Genomic DNA, 17,959 nt, shown 5'->3' on the forward strand with positions numbered 1-17,959 from the left:
GCGTGGTCAACTCTACTCTCACGTGAGGGTAGAGTTGCGCCACGTGCCTTCCACTTCCTCCACCACGGACGTGTCCGTCCTCGGCGCGCTCCGCTCTCCCCGCCGCCTCAAGACCGAAGTCCTCGGCGGCCTCGTCGTCGCGCTCGCGCTGATTCCCGAAGCCATCTCGTTCTCGATCATCGCCGGCGTCGACCCGCGGGTCGGACTGTTCGCCTCGTTCACCATGGCGGTGACCATTGCCGTCGTCGGTGGCCGGCCGGCCATGATCTCGGCGGCCACGGGTGCCATCGCGCTGGTGGTGGCCCCGCTGTCCCGCGAGTACGGACTCGACTACCTCGTCGCCGCGGTGATCCTGGGCGGCGTCCTCCAGATCGTGCTGAGCCTGCTCGGCGTCGCCAAGCTCATGCGCTTCGTGCCGCGCAGCGTGATGGTCGGCTTCGTCAACGCCCTGGCCATCCTGATCTTCTCGGCCCAGGTTCCCTACCTGCTGGGCGTCCCGGCGCTCGTCTACCCGATGGTGGCCGCCGGCATCGCCGTGATCGTGCTGCTTCCCCGCCTGACGACGGCGGTGCCCGGTCCGTTGGTCGCGATCGTCCTGCTCACGGTGGCCACCGTCGTCTTCGCCTGGCAGGTCCCGGACGTCGGTGACCAGGGCGAGTTGCCGACGTCGTTGCCCGCCTTCCTGATCCCCGACGTGCCATTCACGACGGGAACGCTGACGATCCTCGCGCCGTACGCGGTGGCGATCGCGTTGGTCGGCCTGCTCGAATCGCTCATGACGGCGACGCTGGTGGACGACATCACCGACACCCGCTCGGACAAGACGCGCGAGGGGTGGGGGCAGGGCGTGGCCAACGTCGTCACCGGCTTCACCGGCGGGATGGGCGGCTGCGCGATGATCGGTCAGACGATGATCAACGTGAAGGTGTCCGGCGCGCGGACCCGCATCTCGACGTTCCTCGCCGGGACGTTCCTGCTGATCCTCGTGGTCGGTCTCGGCGACGTCGTGGCCGTCATTCCGATGGCGGCGCTGGTCGCGGTCATGGTGATGGTGTCGGTCGCGACCTTCGACTGGCACAGCATCCGTCCGTCGACTCTGCGCCGCATGCCGCGCAGCGAGACCGCGGTGATGCTGGTGACCGTCGCGGTCACCGTCGCCACCCACAACCTCGCGTACGGCGTGTTCGCCGGCGTCCTGACCGCCACCGTGCTCTTCGCCCGACGCGTCGCGCACCTCACCGAGGTCACGGCGCAGGACACCACGGACGGAACTCGGGTCTACAGCGTCACCGGCAACCTGTTCTTCGCGTCGAGCAACGATCTGGTGCACCGGTTCGACTACGCGAACGACCCGGCGGAGGTCGTCATCGACCTGTCCGCCTCGCACATCTGGGACGCCTCCACCGTCGCCGCGCTGGACGCCGTCGAGGCCAAGTACGCGCGGCGCGGCACGACGGTGCGCATCGTCGGCGCGAACGCGGCGTCCGCCCACCGCCACGCCCGGCTCACGGGGACGATGGGCGGATGAGTGAGCACATGCAGATCGGGGAGGTGGCCCGACGCATCGAGCTGTCCGTGCGCACGGTGCGGCACTGGGACGAGGTGGGCCTGGTGACGCCGTCGGCGCGGTCGTCCGGCGGGTTCCGCCTCTACACCGACGACGACGTCGCCCGTCTGCTCCTCGTGCGCCGCATGAAGCCGCTCGAGTTCACCCTGGCCGAGATGGCCGAGGTGCTGGCGGCCTCCGACACACTCACCGCCGGCACGGGGGACCTCGAGGCGGCCGCCGCCGTCATCACGGCCTTTCGTGAGCGAGCGGACGAGCGCTGCGAGACGTTGCGCAAGCGCCTCGCCTACGCCGAGGAGTTCACCGAGCTGCTGGCGCGGCTCGAGTCGCCGTCGGCCTGATCCGAGCGGGCGAGACAACCACTCGCACATCCCGTGCCCGGCTACTTTTAAAGTACTATGAAAGTATGGCGGCACAGGAAGTGATGTTCTCGGATCTGCAGCTACGAGGTAAGGCCGTGGCCGAACAGTTGCGGTCGACACCCGGCCAGTCGCTGGTCGTGCGTCGTCGAGATTCGGACGATCTGGTCTTGACCACCGTCGAGCGGGCCGCTCAGGAGCGCGAAGTGGTCTCGGTGACGACGCGGATGTTCGTCGCCCTGATGCAACGCGACGGGGCCGCCCGTGAACTCGTGACGGACGTGCTCCCGGACGCGTTCCCGTGGGTGTCGTTTCTCCCTCGCGCTGACGTGCAGGCGTTCGTCGTGGACCTGGTCGCCACCCTGCGTTCGGCCGAGTCCGTTGCCAACCCGGCTCCCGTCGTGCGCGTCATCGAGAGTTGGCGCAACACAGCAGCGGTGTTCGCGGACCCGGCGCTGGCCGAGGCGCTCGCTGCGCCGACCGACGGTGACTTCGGAGCCGTGCCGGCACCTGACGCCCGGTGAGCCCGAAGCGAGGCGATCGTGTCGCCCCGCCTGCGGCGGCAGGTGCATGGGAGCTGCGTTTCGCGTCGAACGATGCGGTCAAGGGATGGGAGGAGCTGTGCCGACAGGCGGCATCGAACACCGCCGCTGCATGGCGCGAGATGCGCGACCGCGGACATACTCCCACCCCGACTGCGCGGCATCACCGACTGAAAGGGTCACTGGCCAGCGCCTCACACAGCGGAGTCTCCATGGAACAGTGGCAAATCGAGGTCACCGGCGCCGGGCGCGTGTGGTACCTCGTGGATGTCGACCACCGGACCCTGTGGGTCAAGCTGGCCAGAACCGGTCACCCCAAGGCGACCGAATAGCACCGGCGCCGCCCGCGGTGCTGCGCTTGTCGACCGGTGTGGGCTCGTCGACGGGTGGATCGTGACGGACTGCCGACATCCACCACGAGGCGCGGGTCGTCGTCACGTCCGGAATCGACGACGATTTAGGCTCGTCGGGTGCGCACGGGTGATCGGGAGACGACGACCGGACTGACCGACGCGCAGGCCGACGCCCTGCGCGCCGAGGGCAAGTCGAACGACGTCCCGGCGCGCGCGAGTCGGTCGACTCTCGACATCGTGCGCGGCAACGTCTTCACCCGCATCAACGCGATCCTGACCGTGCTGCTGGTCATCGTGCTGTCCACGGGGTCGATCGTCGACGCGATGTTCGGCCTGCTCATCGTGGCCAACAGCGGGATCGGCATCGTGCAGGAGATCCGCGCGAAGCGCACGCTCGACGCGCTCGCCATCGTCGGCCAGAGCCGCCCGATGGTGCGCCGCGGCGGCGTCGCGCGCGAGATCGCGCCGAACGAGGTGGTGCTGGGCGACATCGTCGAACTCGGTCCGGGCGACCAGATCGTGGTCGACGGCGAGGTGGTCGAGTCCGACTCGCTGGATGTGGACGAATCCCTGCTCACCGGTGAGTCCGACTCGATGGCCAAGACGCCGGGCGCACAGGTCTTCTCGGGTACCTACGTGGTGGCGGGTAGCGGCGCATACCGGGTGACGAAGGTGGGCCGAGAGGCCTACGCGGCCAAGCTCGCCGAGGAGGCGGGCAAGTTCACGCTCGTCCATTCCGAATTGCGGTCCGGTATCGACCGCATCCTCACCTTCGTCACGTGGGTGATGATTCCGGCCGGTGTTCTCATCGTCTACAACCAGCTGTTCTCCTCCGGGCAGTCGATCAGGCCGGCGCTGAACGGCATGGTCGCGGCGCTCGTGCCGATGGTGCCCGAGGGCCTGGTGTTGCTGACCTCGCTGGCGTTCGCGGTGGGCGTCGTGCGACTGGGCAAGCGGCAGTGCCTGGTCCAGGAACTGCCCGCGGTGGAGGGGCTGGCGCGCATCGACGTGGTGTGCGCGGACAAGACCGGCACGCTCACCGAGAACGCGATGGTGCTGGCGGAACTGCGCCCGGTGGGGAACTCCGACGTGGACGCGGTGCGCCGAGCCCTGTCCGCCGTGGTTGCCGACGATCCCCGCCCCAACGCCAGCGTGCTCGCCGTTGCCGCCGCCCTGTCGGATCCCCCGGCGTGGGAGAAATCGGGCACCGCGCCCTTCTCGTCCGAGAAGAAGTGGAGCGGCGTGTCGTTCGCCGGCCACGGGCACTGGATCCTCGGCGCACCCGACATGCTGTTGCCCGCCGACGACGAGACCGCCCGCGCCGCAGCGGACCTCGCGGCGTCGGGACTGCGGGTGCTGGTGTTCGCCGAGTCGGACCTCCCGGTCGACGACGCCGCGGCGCCCGGCCGGATCACGCCGCGTGCCCTGGTGGTGCTCGAGCAGAAGATCCGTCACGACGCCGCGGAGACGTTGGCGTACTTCGCCGGTCAGCACGTGGACCTCAAGATCATCTCCGGTGACAACGCGGCCTCCGTCGGCGCCGTGGCGAGCGGCCTCGACGTCGCGGGTGCGGCGTCCCCGGTCGACGCGCGCACACTGCCGGCGGCCGGATCGGACGCCCTGGCCGACACCCTCGACACGCACGCCGTGTTCGGCCGCGTGAAGCCGGAACAGAAGCGGGACATGGTCACTGCGTTGCAGAGCCGCGGCCACACCGTCGCCATGACCGGGGACGGCGTCAACGACGTGCTGGCGCTGAAGTCCGCCGACATCGGCGTCGCGATGGGCGCCGGCAGCCCGGCCGCGCGGTCCGTCGCCCAGATCGTGTTGCTGGACAACGCCTTCTCGACACTGCCGCACGTCGTCGCCGAGGGGCGACGGGTCATCGGCAACATCGAGCGCGTCTCGACGCTGTTCCTCACCAAAACCGTCTACTCGGTGCTGCTGGCGATTCTGGTCGGGGCGTCGGGGGTGCTCTCGCAGGTCGCGTCCGTCGACCCGCTGCCGTACCCGTTCCTGCCGCGCCACGTGACCATCGCAGCCTGGTTCACCATCGGCATCCCGGCCTTCCTGCTGTCCCTCGCGCCCAACAACGAGCGGGCACGCTCCGGGTTCGTCGGACGTGTTCTGCGCAAGGCGGTTCCGGCCGGCGTGGTGGTGGGCGCGGCGACCTTCGCCACCTACCTCGCGACGTACGAGGGACCGAACGCGTCGACCGACCAGGTGGTGCAGTCGAGCACGTCGGCCCTCATCACCCTGATCGTCGTGGCGATGTGGGTGCTCATGACCGTCGCCCGGCCGCTCGAATGGTGGAAGGTGATCCTGCTGGTGGGATCGGTGCTCGGCTACGTCGTGCTGTTCACCGTTCCGGTGCTCGGCCGGTTCTTCCAGCTGGACTCGACCAACCTGCCCTACACGGCGATCGCCTTCGCCTCGGCGGCCGTGGGCATCGCGGTGCTCGAGGTGATCAGGGTGGCGATCAAGCCTCGAGCTTGAACCCGACCTTGAGCGTGACCTGGAAGTGCGCGACGGCCCCGTTCTCGATGTGACCGCGGGTCTCGACCACCTCGAACCAGTCGAGTTCGCGCAGCGACTCGTTGGCGCGGGCGATCGCCTTGCGGATGGCGTCGTCGACGCCCTCGGTGGACGTGCCGACGATCTCGGTGACGCGATAGACGTTGTCGCTCATGGTGACCTGCCTGCTGGGGTGACGGGGACGCGTTCCATCGTGCGCTACCGGACCCCGCGGCGGGGAGGGTTCGGCGCACCCGGCGCGAAAGTCAGTCCACCAGCAGACCGTGCGCCTGCGCGTACGCCAGCGCCTGCGCGGCGTCCACGGTGGCGCCCGCGGTCTCGGCCCCGATCCACAGGCCCGGATCCACCACGGCGCCGCGCAGATCCGCGCCGCCGAGCCGGAGCCCGGTGGTCCGGGCCCCACCGAGATCGGCTCCCCGCAGCGAGGCGCCCCGGAGGTCGGCCCGGGCCAGGTCGGCGTCGCGGAACCGACACCCGTCGAGGGTGCTGTCGCGAAGGTCGACGCCGGACACCGACGCGAGCGTGAAGTCGACCTCCTCGAACGTTGCGGGCCGCAGACTCGCTTCGCTCAGCGACGACCCCAGAAGACTCACGCCGCGGAACGTCGCGTGCCACAGACGGGCGCGTCGGAACTCGCAGTTGCGGAACGCGGACCCCGCGTGCGACGAGTCGGTCAGCAGGGCGCCGGTGAAATCGCACCCGTCGAACACCACCGCCTCGGTGACCAGGCCCGTGAGGTCCGCGTCGACGAACGAACACGCCGTGAAGGTCCGAGAACGCCAGCGCGTTCCCGGGTCGACGTCGTGCAGTCGCGCGCCGTCGGTGACGGTGTCGTGCGCGGCAGGTCCGGTCACGTCCCGCTCGGCACCGGCCGCGCGGTCGGACCCACCCGCGGCACACCCGCGGGCAGAACGGCGTCGACCAACGCCACCGCGGCGGGATCGACCTCGGCGTCGGTCTTGGTGATGAACGTCGTGGTGCTGGTGACCACGTCCTCACCGTCGGCGGTGACGTGGTTCTCCACCACCAGGATGTCGGCGCCCGCGGCCTGACGGATCGACTGCAGCGTCAACGCCGAGACCAACCGATCACCGGGCACCGGCGGGCGATGGATGACGAACTTCTGCTCCGTCTGCAGCACCGCGGTGATCTCGTATTCGACGAGGATGTGCGAGAACAGGTAGTCCAACGCCACGGACCCCACGACGCTGACGAACGTCGCCGGCGCCACCAGGCCGTCGTACCCCAGCGCGGCGGCCGCGTCCTCCCGGTGGTGCGCCGGGTGGGTGTTCTGCAGCGCGCGGCTCAGTTCACGGATCTTCTCGCGGCCGACCTCGTAGTAGTCGGGCATCACGTAGACCGTGCCGACCAGGTCCAGAGTGCGGTCGAAGCGCTGATCGTTCACAGGTGGCCTTTCGCGGGACTGTGAGAAGAGCCTATCGACCGCGGTCGGTCACCCTCGCTGTCACCCTCCCGCCCCCCGCCCGTATCGGCTGTCCCGGTACGCCCGCACCCTCAACTCGCGCAGCCACTCGGGACCGGGCCGCACCGACCGCGGGGTGTTCACGATGGCGTCGAAGGACGGATCGACCCCGTCCTCCTTCTCGGCCCGATCGAGCGTGACCTCGGCCAACGGCTCCCACGGGCCCGTGCCCGCCGACTGTTCGAGCACCACCGTGATCGGCGCCGACGCCAGTCCCGCCGCCGCCACCGCCGGGTCCAGGGTGTCCGGTCCGCCCGGCATCCGGGCCGCGACCCACCACTGCCGACCACCGTGGGTCAGCGGCATGAGCGACGACAAGGACGCCGACGCGAACGTCGCCGCCGGGAGGGGAATGCTGCGGGTGACGACGTCCCGGCCCGCCCCCGCGAGCAGCACGTCCCACGACCCGGTGTCCGACCCGGCCGCGGGCACCCGCATCGCGAACCCCGGCACGTCGGGAACCGGCGACGGCAGTCCGATCGCCCGCGAGAGGCGGACCAGGACGTCGGCGTCGTCCAGGGGCAGACCGCGACCGACCGGCGCGGTCCGGACGAGCCGGCCGTGCAGGACCGCGCCGTCGGGATGGAACAGCTTGGTGCGCCGGAGCGCCGAACCCACGCCGAACGGGACTGCCAGGACACGAGCGGGAAGAGACGTCACGACGCCCGAGTTCCCGGCCCCGCCGAACGGAAACGGCCCGGCCCACGCGAGTCAGCCCGCGTAGGCCGCCTCGAGGTCGGCCACGACGATCTTGCGCATCTGCAGCATCGCCTGCACGACGCGGCCGGACTTCTCCGGATCGGGGTCGCTCATCAGTTCCACCAACCGGGTCGGCACGATCTGCCAGGACAGCCCGAACCGGTCCTTGCACCACGCGCACTGCGACTCGGCGCCGCCGTCGGCCGTGAGGGCGTCCCAGTAGCGGTCCACCTCCTCCTGATCGGCGCAGCTCACGGCCAACGAGATCGCCTCGGTGAACTGGAAGTGCGGCCCGCCGTTGAGCGCGGTGAACCGCTGCCCGAACAGCTCGAAGTCGACGGTCATAGCGCTCCCGGCCTTCCCGGGCCCGCCGTCGCCGTAGCGGCTGACGTGCAGGATCGATCCGCCGAACAGGTCGACGTAGAACTGCGCGGCTTCCTCGGCCCGATCGTCGAACCACAGGGTGGGGACGATCTTCTGGGTGGTGGTGGAGTCGATCGTGGGCACAGCGGGCTCCTGTCTCGGCCGGGGCTCGGGTGCCCCGCAGCGGTGAGTGTCACCGGTGTCGACCGGAGTGGGGCCCGGAATTCATCGCGTGACGGCGCGGGTGAGCAGGTCGGCGAGTTCTCGATAGGCGGTGGCGTCGTCCAACCCGGTGCGACGGGCCAGGGCGCGGGTCTGGATGGACACCATCACCGACGCGGCGACGTCGGCGACGAAGGTGGCGTGGACGTCGCGCACGTCCCCGGCCCGCGCGCCGTCGTCGACGATGGCGCGGACGCGCTCGGCGGCCGCCGCGGTGTTGCGCTCGTAGACCAGGCGGGTGGGCTCGAACGCCGCGAGATCGCTCATGAAGGACTCCGACGCCGGCGCGAGGGCCTCGCCCACGGCACCGAGGTAGGCGGCCAGGCGCCGGGCCGTCACGCGCTCACCGCCGGCGTCGGACGCGGCGGTGCGATCCGCCGCGTCGACGGCGTCCGTGGCGGCGCGGAAGAAGTGGCGGACCGCGGCGACCACCAGCTCGTCCTTGCTGGGCGCCAGCGTGTAGAGCGTGGACTTCGAGCAGCGCAGCCGCCCGGCGATCTCGTCGAGGGTGAGGTGTGCGAACCCGTCCGCGAGGAAGAGGGCGACGACGGCATCGAACAGCTCGGCCCGCCGGGCGGTCGCATGAGCGCTGGTCACGGACGTCGATGGTACTGGAGGGCGCTCTGCAGTACTGTCGACGGTACTGAGGCGAGCATTCCAGTACTGCTCACCCCGCCCGCCCTGTTCGCACCGCCCGCCCCGCCCCGAGAGGACCGACCATGGCCGTCGACCGCCTGCTGCCCACCGACGAGGCCCGCGAGCTGATCCAGCTGACCCGCGACATCGCGGACAAGGCGCTGGACCCGATCGTCGACGAGCACGAGAAGTCCGAGACCTATCCCGACGGCCTGTTCGCGACTCTGGGCGAGGCCGGGTTGCTGTCCCTGCCGTACCCGGAGGAGTGGGGCGGCGGCGGACAGCCCTACGAGGTCTACCTGCAGGTGCTCGAGGAGCTGGCCGCGCGGTGGGCGTCGGTGGCCGTCGCGGTGAGCGTTCACGGACTGTCGTGCCACCCTCTGTTCACGTTCGGGACCGACGAGCAGAAGCAGCGGTGGCTGCCGGAGATGCTGGGCGGCACCACGATCGGGGCCTACAGCCTGTCCGAGCCCCAGGCCGGCAGCGACGCCGCCGCGCTCACCTGCAAGGCGGTGTCCGGGCCGGACGGCTACACGATCACCGGCGCCAAGGCGTGGATCACCCACGGCGGCATCGCCGACTTCTACACCCTCTTCGCCCGGACCGGGGAGGGGTCCAAGGGCATCTCCTGCTTCCTCGTGCCGGGGGACACCCCGGGCCTGAGTTTCGGTGCGCCCGAGGAGAAGATGGGCCTGCACGCCGTCCCCACCGCGGCGGCCCACTACGACGGCGCTCGGGTGGATCGCGACCGTCTGGTCGGGTCGGAGGGGCAGGGCCTCGCCATCGCCTTCAGTGCGCTCGACGCCGGTCGCCTGGGCATCGCCGCCGTCGCGGTGGGGATCGCGCAGGCCGCCCTCGACGACGCGGTGCGGTACGCGACGGAGCGGGAGACGTTCGGCCGCAGGATCATCGACCATCAAGGCCTGGGCTTCGTTCTCGCCGACATGGCGGCGGCGGTCGATTCCGCCCGCGCGACCTACCTCGACGCCGCACGCCGCCGGGACGCGGGCCTGCCGTATTCGCGGCAGGCGTCCGTCGCCAAGCTGGTGGCGACCGACGCCGCCATGAAGGTCACCACCGACGCGGTGCAGGTGCACGGCGGCTACGGCTACACCCGCGACTTCCGCGTCGAGCGATACATGCGGGAAGCAAAGATCACCCAGATCTTCGAGGGCACCAACCAGATCCAGCGGCTGGTCATCTCGCGGTCCCTCGCGAGGTAGGGCCGGACCGTACGCTCGTCGGTCATGGGCACACCGACGTTCGGCGGCATCCCCGAGGCGGCTCTGGACTTCTACGAGGACCTAGAGGCCGACAACAGCAAGACGTTCTGGGCCGCGCACAAACACGTCTACGACGAGGCGGTGCTGGCTCCCGTGGCCGCCCTCGCCGAGGCTCTCGCGGAGTTCGGTCCGGCCAAGATCTTCCGGCCGCACCGCGACGCCCGGTTCTCGAAGGACAAGACGCCGTACAAGACCCACCAGGGCGTCTTCGTGGCGGTCGGTCCGTCGGCCGGGTGGTACGTGCAGGTCGACGCGTCGGGGCTCATGGTGGCCGGCGGCTTCTACGCGGCGACGCCCGAGGCGATCGCGCAGTACCGGGCGACGGTCGACGACGACGTCCGTGGCTCGGAACTGGTGCGCATCGTGACCGACCTCGAGCGTGCCGGCTACGAGCGGGGCGGTGATCGGCTGAAGACGTCGCCTCGCGGTGTCGCTCCGACGCACCCACGGATCGACCTCCTTCGTCACCGCACGCTGACCGTGAGTCGGCAGTTCGGGTGTCCGCCCTGGCTGTCCACGCCGGCCTGCGCCGAGCACGTGGCGGCTGCGTGGCGCGAGATGGCGCCGCTGGTGGAGTGGTGCCGTCAGGTCCTGTGATCACCCAGCACCAGCTGAATGCCGGTGAGCAGGCGGGTGTCCGGATCGGTCAGGTCGAGTCCGCTCAGTGCCTGCGCGCGACGGAGCCGGTACCGCAACGTGTTCGGATGGACGTGGACCGCCGCCGCGGCGCGGCGCACGTCGTCGGGATTCCGGAGGTACGCCGCGACGCTCGCGCACAGTTCCGACGACGTCCGACGGTCGTAGTCGACCAGCACGTCCAACCGAGGGTCGCGCAGCGTCGGGTCCGCCGCGACCACCCGCGCGATCTCGGCCAGCAGCACGGGCGTACGCGACGACGCAAGAGTGGTGACGCGGGCGACCGGGGCGGCGTCGCCGCTCGTTCCGTCGAGCACCCGGTCCACCTCGCCCCGGGCGGCCGCGACCTCCGCCAGCCCGTCGACGGGCACGGCGACGGCGGCGCGGAGTCGCACCGGTGATCGCGCGTCCAGTCGCTCCAGCAACCGTCCCGTCCACGCGGTGACGGTCTCGGCGGTGCTCTCGGCGGTGTGCATGCGGGGTAGCAGGACATAGATGCGGTCGGCCGACGCCGTCACCAACGACGACCGGTGAAAGGCGCTGGCGTGCAGGCGAACGGACGATGCGAGCCGGGCGAGTCCTGCGGTCTCGGCGGCGTCGCCGGGTCGTGTCGGCGTCAGGCCGATCACCGCGGCGGGTCCCCCGTCGGGCAGCGAGAGCGCCGCGGCCAACGACGGCACGTCCACACCACCGCCGCGCAGGCCCAGCAGGCGGTGGATCTGCATCGCCTCGGTGGTGGGCGCCGCCCGACGACGCGCGATGAGGCGGGCGGCCACCGCCGCCGCACCCTGCACCACCGGTCCGGCGTCGTCGGTCAACGGTCGTCGTCCCTCCTGCACCCACAGGGTGCCCACCAGGGTCGCGCCCGACGAACCCGGTTCCGTTCCGCCGGAACGGATCCCGGCGACCAACCGTCGCTCGATCCCGAGGTCCGGGTGTCCGGGAACGTCGACCACCTCGTCGGAGCGGCGCACCGCGTCGTAGACACCCCAGGATTCGAGGCGGCGGAGGTACTCCGCCGGCCCCTCGCGACCGAGGATCGACAGGCGCCGGAGCTCGTCGGCCTGGTCGTCGGTCGCGGAGTAGGCGAGCACGTGGGAATGCTCGTCCTCGATGCTCACCAGTCCGTGGGTGTGGGCGGCGACGGTGCGCGCCAACTCGTACAGGTCGGTGTCGGCGCCCGAGGTCACGGTGTCGTCGGACCGGTCGTCGGCCGTGTGGTCCAGCAGGCCGCGGACCATCGACAACACGCGGTCCCAGCGTGAGCGCGGATGCACGGCGAGGAGGGCGACGCCGCCGTCGTGCGCGGCGGTGCGCAACTCCGGCGACGTGGCCTTGGTGAGCACCGCGACCGGTGCGGGCTGCACCCGGGCCAACCACTCGGCTGCGGCGTCGGCGCCCACGCCGGCGAGGAGATAGAGGTCGGCGGTGGCGGCAGTCTCCCCGGCGAGGTCGTCCGCGTCCGCCAGGGTCACGACGGCGATCCGGGCGCGCGGGTGCGGCGACGGGACGACGACGTCGGCGAAGGCGTGCACCGTCCGCTGGAGGTCGTCGAGGGTCACGGCCATGGACCGACGGTACCCGGTCGGACTCGGTTCGATCGGACAGGGCATCGGACGAGACTTGGTTCGATCGGCCGAATACACCGACGGGGTGCGTGCGATGGAGTGGGACACGTCATAACCCCCCGACCCCTGGAGGCCACCCGTGGACGCCGTCACCGCCGTTCCCGCCCCGACCAACGAGCCGGTGCACACCTACGCCCCCGGCACACCGGAACGTGACCGGTTGGTCGATCGGCTCACCCACCTGTCCGCGAATCGCACCGAGATCAAGCAGGTCGTCGGGGGAGTGCACACCGACGGCGGCGGGGAGCGCGCCGAGGTGGTGCAGCCGCATCGCCACGCGGCGGTGCTCGGGACGGTCGCCCACTCCACGCACGAGGACGTCGCCCGCGCGATCGACGCGGCCGCCGCCGCCGCGCCCGCGTGGCGCGACCTGTCGTTCGACGACCGCGCCGCCGTGTTCCTGCGTGCCGCCGATCTGCTCGCCGGACCGTGGCGGGAGACGATCGCCGCCGCCACGATGCTCGGGCAGTCGAAGAGCGCCTACCAGGCCGAGATCGACTCGCCCTGCGAGCTCATCGACTTCTGGCGCTTCAACGTCGCCTTCGCCCGGCAGATCCTCGCGGACCAGCCCGTGTCGAGCCCCGGCGTGTGGAACCGGGTCGAGTACCGGCCGCTCGAAGGCTTCGTCTACGCCGTCACGCCCTTCAACTTCACCGCCATCGCCGGGAACCTGCCCACCGCGCCCGCTCTCATGGGCAACACCGTGCTGTGGAAGCCGTCGCCCACGCAGTCGGTGGCCGCCTACCTGACGCTGCAGTTGCTCGAGGCCGCCGGACTCCCTCCGGGCGTGATCAACCTGGTGCACGGCGACGGCCCCGTCGTCTCCGAGGTCGCCCTCCACGATCGCCGGCTCGCGGGCATCCACTTCACCGGATCCACCGCCACCTTCCAGCACCTGTGGCGCACGGTCGGCGAGAACATCGCCCACTACGACACCTACCCGCGGCTCGTCGGGGAGACCGGCGGCAAGGACTTCGTCGTCGCCCACGCCTCCGCCGATCCCGACGTCCTCACCACCGCGTTGATCCGCGGGGCCTTCGACTACCAGGGGCAGAAGTGCTCCGCCGCGTCGCGCGCGTTCGTACCCGCGTCGGTGTGGAAGGTGATGGGGGACAAGCTGATCGAGACCGCGTCCGCGTTGCGCTACGGCGACGTGGCCGACCTGTCGAACTTCGGCGGCGCCGTGATCGACCGGAAGTCGTTCGCCCGCAACGCCGCCGCCCTCGAGCGGGCCAAGCAGGTGCCCGGTCTGACCGTCGCCGCCGGCGGAGCCTGCGACGACAGCGAGGGATTCTTCGTCGACCCCACGGTGCTGCTCGGCGACGACCCCACCGACGAGGCGTTCTCCACCGAGTACTTCGGCCCCATCCTCGCCGTCCACGTCTACGACGACGCGAAGCCCGACGCCTTCGCCGAGATCCTGCGCACCGTCGACGGCGGCTCGCGCTACGCCCTGACCGGGTCGATCATCGCGACCGACCGCACGGCCGTCGAGAAGGCCTCGCACGCCCTCCGCTTCGCCGCCGGCAACTTCTACGTCAACGACAAGCCCACCGGCGCCGTCGTCGGACAACAGCCGTTCGGCGGCGCACGCGCCTCCGGCACCAACGACAAGGCGGGGTCCCCGCAGAACCTCCTGCGCTGGGCATCGGCCCGCACGCTCAAGGAAACCTTCGTCCCGCCGACCGACCACACCTACCCCCACCAGGGAGTTCAGTGATGACCACGCATCCGCTGCGCCCGGTCCTGCTCGCCGCCGGCCGCTCACCGCGCCTCGAGCGCGTCGTCTCCACCTCGCGGCTGACCCGGCCGGTGGTCGACCGGTTCGTGCCCGGCAGCACCGAGACCGAGGTGTTGACCGCGGTCCGCGACCTGCTCGATTCCGGCCGCTACGTCAGCGTCGACCACCTCGGCGAGGACACTACCGACGCCGCCGCGGCCACCGCGACCCTCGACGCCTACCTCTCGCTCCTGCAGGCGTTCGGGGGACTGCCGGTGACGTCGTCGGCGCCGATCCGGCCGCTGGAGATCTCGCTGAAGCTGTCCGCGCTGGGCAGTTCCCTGCCCGGCGACGGCCACGCGGTGGCGCTGGCCAACGCCCAGAAGATCTGCGCGGCCGCCGACGCCGCGGGCGTCTGGGTGACCGTCGACGCCGAGGACCACACCACCACCGACGGTGCACTCGCGATCGTGCGGGAACTGCGCCGCGACTTCCCGAGCCTGGGCGTGGTGGTGCAGGCGTACCTGCACCGCACCGAGCATGACTGCCGCGACCTCGCGGGGCCCGGCTCCCGCGTGCGGCTGTGCAAGGGTGCGTACCGCGAACCGGCCTCGGTGGCCTACCAGTCCACCGACGAGGTCGACGCGTCCTACGAGCGGTGCCTGCGCATCCTCGCCGAGGGAGAGGGCTACCCCATGGTGGCCACCCACGATCCGCGCATGATCGCCGCCGCCGCCCGCACCGGCCGTCCGGCCGACAGCATGGAGTACCAGATGCTCTACGGCATCCGGGACGCCGAGCAGCAACGCCTCGTGGAGGCGGGCAACCACGTCCGCGTCTACGTGCCCTTCGGCACGCAGTGGTACGGGTACTTCATGCGGCGGCTCGCCGAGCGCCCGGCCAACCTCACCTTCTTCCTGCGGTCACTCCTCACCCGCAGCTAGTGCCCGGCCTGCCCGGCCTCCGGCCTGCCCGCCCGTCGAAGGTGCCGTCCGTACACGTCTCCCCGAGCGGCGGGGAGAACACGGTGTCACCGCACGTGCGGCAGTGGTGGGTGCGGTGATGACCGATACCGCACCCACACGCCCGCGCGCCGACCAGGACCGAATGTGCCTGCAGCACATGACCGTTCGTGCACGTGCGAGGCGACTCCTCGTGCCAGTTGCCGTCCGGCATGAGGTGCAGGCGGCGACGGCGGTTCATCATGACGCCTCCTCGAGGAGCTCGCACGTCACGACGGAAGATCCGACGCGGCGGCGGGCTCGGCCGAGGCTCAGCCTACCAAGAATCGAACTCGTGTTCGAACCGTCAGGTCAGATCGACGCGGGCGATGGCCGCCGACGTCGGGAAGGGCGATCCGCCCGTGGGTTCGACCGTGATCGACACGGCGGACGCCCCGGCCACGGGCACCGACGCCGCCTCGTCGATGGTCGTCGCGTCCATCGTGCCCACCGACACGGGCGAGCCGTCGATGACCCACACCTGGTACACCGAACCGGCCGGCGGGGCGTCGACCCCGTCCATGTGGAGAACGGCACGGTCCGCACCCGGGGTGTACTCGACCTCGAGGGTGCCGCCGCCGGCGACCGGTGCGTCCAGTGCGGTCACCGCCGTCGGCGCGGTGGCGTCGGGGCTCGTCCCGACCGCGATCGCCCCGCCCACGCCGACGACCACGACGGCGGCGGCCGCCGCCGCGGCCCATCGCGGCGCGATCCGACGCGCCCGTCGGGACTCACCGGCGCGGAAGGGGACGACGACGGGTGCGGGGGTGCCGTCCGGGGCGACCTGGGCGGTGTCCGCCGCCGCGCCGAGAATGCGGGTCCGCAGATCGGGGGGAGCGGGGGTGTCGGTCGTGTACGCGGAGATCGCCATCGTCTCGCGGATGTCCCGCACGATCTCGTCGAATCGCCGCCGGGTGACGTCGTCCTCGCCGAGTCGCGTCATCGTCTCGAACCGCTCCGACGCGGACATCGCGTCCAGTGCGCACAGGTAGGCGAGATCGATCAGGTCCGGGTCGGGTTCGCGTCGGGATCCGACGAACCGGCGTCCGTCGGAACGCGGCGCACGGTCGTTCATCACGGACGTCCTCCCGGTGACGACGTGTGGTCAGGTCGAGGCGGCGCTCGGACCCGGCGTCCTACCCACGTCTCTCCTGCTGGTCACCCGGTATTCGGACTCCTCGCCCGGCCGGATGGGACCGACACCTACCGGGGGAGGCCGAGGGCGAGCAGCGCGGCGTCGTCCTGGAGTCCGTCACCGAAGCCGTCGACGAGCGCGGTGACCCGCTCGACGAGGTCGGTCGCCGTGGTCGGTGCCGCCGCGGACACGTAGGTGAGCAGGTCACCGCTGTCGTCGTACCGGCCGCCGGCGACGCGCGCCTCGGTGACACCGTCCGAGTAGAGGAACAGCACGTCCCCCGGGGACAGGGTCAGCCGGTGCGAGGTGAAGTGCGGCGTGGGCAGGCCCCCCACCAACTGGCCGCCGAGCAGATCGTCGACGTACCGAGCGCTGCCGTCGGCCCGCACGTGCAGGGGCGGCGGGTGTCCACCGCCGGCCAGGTCGACCACGGCGCCGTCGGCGGACGGCACCACGGTGCCGTAGACCACGGTGCAGAACCGCGGATCGTCGCCGCGGAACTCGGGAAGCAGCACGGTGTTGAGGTTCTGCAGCACGGCGATCGGGTCGCGGTCGAAGACGGCCGCCGCCCGCAGCGTGTAGCGGGTGAGCGAGGTGACGGCCGCGGCGCCGGCACCCTTGCCGCTGACGTCGCCGAGGAAGAATCCCCAGGCCTCGCCGTCCAGCGGGAACACGTCGTAGAAGTCGCCGCCGACCTCGTCCGGAGACGCGTGGTGGTAGTACGCGGCGGTCTCCATGCCCGGCGGGGAGGCCAGGACCGGGGGCAACAGGGTGCGCTGCAGCACCGTCGCCAACGACCGCACCTGAGCACCCTCGAGGTTCTCGCTGGCCCGCGCCCGCTCCGAGGCGACCAGGGCGTCCCGCGATCGCGTCAACGCCGCCGCGGCCGCCGAGCGGTCCGACAACGCGTCGGCCAGGGCGCGGTCCCGCGACCGGTCGCTCTCGGACATCACGGCGGCCACGCGAACGGTGCCGTCTCGGCCGACGTTCGCGCTGAGGTGCGTGCTCCTCGCGCCGGACGGAGTGCGAACGCGCGCGGTGGCCACCGCGGGCGACGCGTCCGCGCTGCTCGGGGCGGCGGACAGCAGCGCGGCGAGAACGGGGCCGTCGGCCACGTCGAACAGGTCGCGGAAGGGGGTGCCCGTCACGGTCGCGGGCGGATCCGCCAGTCGACGCGCGGCGGCGTTGGCCCAGGCGACGGTGCGATCGTCGGCGCGCACGGCGTAGAACGCCAGCGGAGCGGTCTCGAGGTAGTCCGCCAGGTCGGGGTACTCCGTGGGCGACGCGGTCACGATACGGAACCTCGCGGCCGAGTGTCCCCCAGATCCCAGATCATGGTGACGGTGGTGCCTTGCGGACCGTCGTGCTCCACGGCGACGGAATCGGCGACCGCCCGCAGCAGCCCCAGCCCGTGTCCGCGCAGCGGTCGTTCGGTGGGTTCGCGCCACACGCCGCCGTCGGTCACCGTGACCGTCAGCGCGTCCGCCTCGTGCGTGGCGGTCACCGTGACCGGGCCGGGCTCCGCGTCGTCGTACGCGTGCTCGACGCTGTTGGCGACGGCCTCGTACATCGCCAGGACGATGTCGTTGCGCAGGTCGCCGACCGGTCGCGTCTCGAGCCACGCCGCCATCGTCGTGCGCAGGTGTCGCGCGGTCTCGGCCGTGGCGACGTCGGACTGGGCCCACGACGACGAACCGACCCCGTTCGTGCTCCGGTGGTCGATCCGTGTTCCTCGAGCGCTGTCCATGAAAGTCCTGTACCCCATCGTCGGCCGTCGTCATCGGTCACCGACCGACA

General features: G+C 71.2%; 18 protein-coding genes. 8 read left to right on the top strand and 10 right to left on the bottom strand.

The annotated features are described in order from the left end of the window. Positions 1-43: 43 nt before the first annotated feature. The 4 genes from HQ603_RS00620 to HQ603_RS00640 all read left to right on the top strand — a co-directional run bounded on the left by HQ603_RS00620 (position 44) and on the right by HQ603_RS00640 (position 5,317). Complete coding sequence (locus tag HQ603_RS00620; RefSeq protein ID WP_308126289.1) at positions 44-1,528, top strand: SulP family inorganic anion transporter; 1,485 nt, start codon at positions 44-46, stop codon at positions 1,526-1,528. Beyond that, the gene (locus tag HQ603_RS00625) at positions 1,525-1,908 is read left to right on the top strand and encodes a MerR family transcriptional regulator (RefSeq protein ID WP_222682472.1); all 384 of its coding nucleotides are present in this window, start codon (positions 1,525-1,527) and stop codon (positions 1,906-1,908) included. Before HQ603_RS00620 ends, HQ603_RS00625 begins: the two co-directional genes overlap by 4 nt. A 65-nt stretch (positions 1,909-1,973) precedes the next feature. Continuing rightward, entirely contained in the window at positions 1,974-2,450 is a 477-nt protein-coding gene (locus HQ603_RS00630; RefSeq protein ID WP_222682473.1) for a hypothetical protein, read from the top strand. A gap of 488 nt (positions 2,451-2,938) precedes the next feature. Beyond that, on the top strand, positions 2,939-5,317 hold the full coding sequence (locus HQ603_RS00640; protein WP_222682475.1) for an HAD-IC family P-type ATPase: 2,379 nt from the start codon (positions 2,939-2,941) through the stop codon (positions 5,315-5,317). On the opposite strand, the gene HQ603_RS00645 is transcribed toward HQ603_RS00640, so the two are convergent. From HQ603_RS00645 to HQ603_RS00670, 6 genes are all read right to left on the bottom strand, one after another. Continuing rightward, the gene (locus HQ603_RS00645; protein WP_068103074.1) at positions 5,301-5,510 is read right to left on the bottom strand and encodes a dodecin; all 210 of its coding nucleotides are present in this window, start codon (positions 5,508-5,510) and stop codon (positions 5,301-5,303) included. The two genes, HQ603_RS00640 and HQ603_RS00645, sit on opposite strands and share 17 nt — an antisense overlap. A 91-nt stretch (positions 5,511-5,601) precedes the next feature. Further along, entirely contained in the window at positions 5,602-6,210 is a 609-nt protein-coding gene (locus HQ603_RS00650) for a pentapeptide repeat-containing protein (protein WP_308126290.1), read from the bottom strand. Further along, positions 6,207-6,761, bottom strand: coding sequence for an FAS1-like dehydratase domain-containing protein (locus HQ603_RS00655; protein WP_308126291.1), 555 nt, complete (start codon positions 6,759-6,761; stop codon positions 6,207-6,209). The genes HQ603_RS00650 and HQ603_RS00655 overlap by 4 nt, the downstream gene beginning before the upstream one ends. A 60-nt stretch (positions 6,762-6,821) precedes the next feature. Further along, complete coding sequence (locus tag HQ603_RS00660; RefSeq protein ID WP_222682476.1) at positions 6,822-7,499, bottom strand: phosphodiesterase; 678 nt, start codon at positions 7,497-7,499, stop codon at positions 6,822-6,824. Positions 7,500-7,550: 51 nt separating this feature from the next. Beyond that, the gene (locus HQ603_RS00665; RefSeq protein WP_308126292.1) at positions 7,551-8,045 is read right to left on the bottom strand and encodes a VOC family protein; all 495 of its coding nucleotides are present in this window, start codon (positions 8,043-8,045) and stop codon (positions 7,551-7,553) included. Between the two features lie 81 nt (positions 8,046-8,126). Next, on the bottom strand, positions 8,127-8,720 hold the full coding sequence (locus HQ603_RS00670; protein WP_222682477.1) for a TetR/AcrR family transcriptional regulator: 594 nt from the start codon (positions 8,718-8,720) through the stop codon (positions 8,127-8,129). Positions 8,721-8,842: 122 nt separating this feature from the next. Between HQ603_RS00670 and HQ603_RS00675 the strand changes: the two genes are divergently transcribed. Next, positions 8,843-9,982, top strand: coding sequence for an acyl-CoA dehydrogenase family protein (locus tag HQ603_RS00675; protein WP_222682478.1), 1,140 nt, complete (start codon positions 8,843-8,845; stop codon positions 9,980-9,982). A 24-nt stretch (positions 9,983-10,006) separates the two neighbouring features. Then, positions 10,007-10,639, top strand: coding sequence for a DUF2461 domain-containing protein (locus tag HQ603_RS00680; RefSeq protein WP_222682479.1), 633 nt, complete (start codon positions 10,007-10,009; stop codon positions 10,637-10,639). On the opposite strand, the gene HQ603_RS00685 is transcribed toward HQ603_RS00680, so the two are convergent. Continuing rightward, positions 10,627-12,246, bottom strand: a complete 1,620-nt coding sequence (locus tag HQ603_RS00685; RefSeq protein WP_222682480.1) for a PucR family transcriptional regulator — start codon at positions 12,244-12,246, stop codon at positions 10,627-10,629. The genes HQ603_RS00680 and HQ603_RS00685 overlap by 13 nt on opposite strands. A gap of 139 nt (positions 12,247-12,385) precedes the next feature. On the opposite strand from HQ603_RS00685, the gene pruA reads away from it, so the two are divergent. Both pruA and HQ603_RS00695 read left to right on the top strand, forming a co-directional pair. Continuing rightward, positions 12,386-14,026 carry an L-glutamate gamma-semialdehyde dehydrogenase gene (gene pruA, locus HQ603_RS00690; RefSeq protein ID WP_222682481.1) on the top strand — a complete coding sequence of 547 codons (1,641 nt, stop codon included), beginning with the start codon at positions 12,386-12,388 and terminating at the stop codon, positions 14,024-14,026. Beyond that, on the top strand, positions 14,026-14,970 hold the full coding sequence (locus HQ603_RS00695) for a proline dehydrogenase family protein (protein WP_222682482.1): 945 nt from the start codon (positions 14,026-14,028) through the stop codon (positions 14,968-14,970). Before pruA ends, HQ603_RS00695 begins: the two co-directional genes overlap by 1 nt. A 364-nt stretch (positions 14,971-15,334) precedes the next feature. On the opposite strand, the gene HQ603_RS00700 is transcribed toward HQ603_RS00695, so the two are convergent. From HQ603_RS00700 to HQ603_RS00710, 3 genes are all read right to left on the bottom strand, one after another. Continuing rightward, entirely contained in the window at positions 15,335-16,102 is a 768-nt protein-coding gene (locus tag HQ603_RS00700; protein WP_222682483.1) for an anti-sigma factor, read from the bottom strand. 128 nt (positions 16,103-16,230) lie between these two features. Then, positions 16,231-17,454: a PP2C family protein-serine/threonine phosphatase gene (locus tag HQ603_RS19065; protein WP_222682484.1), complete on the bottom strand. Its 1,224-nt coding sequence runs from the start codon at positions 17,452-17,454 to the stop codon at positions 16,231-16,233. After that, positions 17,451-17,909, bottom strand: a complete 459-nt coding sequence (locus HQ603_RS00710; RefSeq protein ID WP_222682485.1) for an ATP-binding protein — start codon at positions 17,907-17,909, stop codon at positions 17,451-17,453. The genes HQ603_RS19065 and HQ603_RS00710 overlap by 4 nt, the downstream gene beginning before the upstream one ends. Between the last annotated feature and the right edge of the window lie 50 nt (positions 17,910-17,959).

Source organism: Rhodococcoides corynebacterioides, assembly GCF_019834675.1.
GTDB lineage: Bacteria > Actinomycetota > Actinomycetes > Mycobacteriales > Mycobacteriaceae > Rhodococcoides > Rhodococcoides corynebacterioides_A.

What these genes read in the sequence shown, in the direction of transcription:
- HQ603_RS00625 (WP_222682472.1), top strand. Translation starts at nt 1,525, where the DNA reads ATGAGTGAGCACATGCAGATCGGGGAGGTGGCCCGACGCATCGAGCTG.
- HQ603_RS00630 (WP_222682473.1), top strand. Translation starts at nt 1,974, where the DNA reads ATGGCGGCACAGGAAGTGATGTTCTCGGATCTGCAGCTACGAGGTAAG.
- HQ603_RS00645 (WP_068103074.1), bottom strand. Translation starts at nt 5,510, where the DNA reads ATGAGCGACAACGTCTATCGCGTCACCGAGATCGTCGGCACGTCCACC.
- HQ603_RS00675 (WP_222682478.1), top strand. Translation starts at nt 8,843, where the DNA reads ATGGCCGTCGACCGCCTGCTGCCCACCGACGAGGCCCGCGAGCTGATC.
- HQ603_RS00680 (WP_222682479.1), top strand. Translation starts at nt 10,007, where the DNA reads ATGGGCACACCGACGTTCGGCGGCATCCCCGAGGCGGCTCTGGACTTC.
- HQ603_RS00685 (WP_222682480.1), bottom strand. Translation starts at nt 12,246, where the DNA reads ATGGCCGTGACCCTCGACGACCTCCAGCGGACGGTGCACGCCTTCGCC.
- HQ603_RS00695 (WP_222682482.1), top strand. Translation starts at nt 14,026, where the DNA reads ATGACCACGCATCCGCTGCGCCCGGTCCTGCTCGCCGCCGGCCGCTCA.
- HQ603_RS00700 (WP_222682483.1), bottom strand. Translation starts at nt 16,102, where the DNA reads ATGAACGACCGTGCGCCGCGTTCCGACGGACGCCGGTTCGTCGGATCC.
- HQ603_RS00710 (WP_222682485.1), bottom strand. Translation starts at nt 17,909, where the DNA reads ATGGACAGCGCTCGAGGAACACGGATCGACCACCGGAGCACGAACGGG.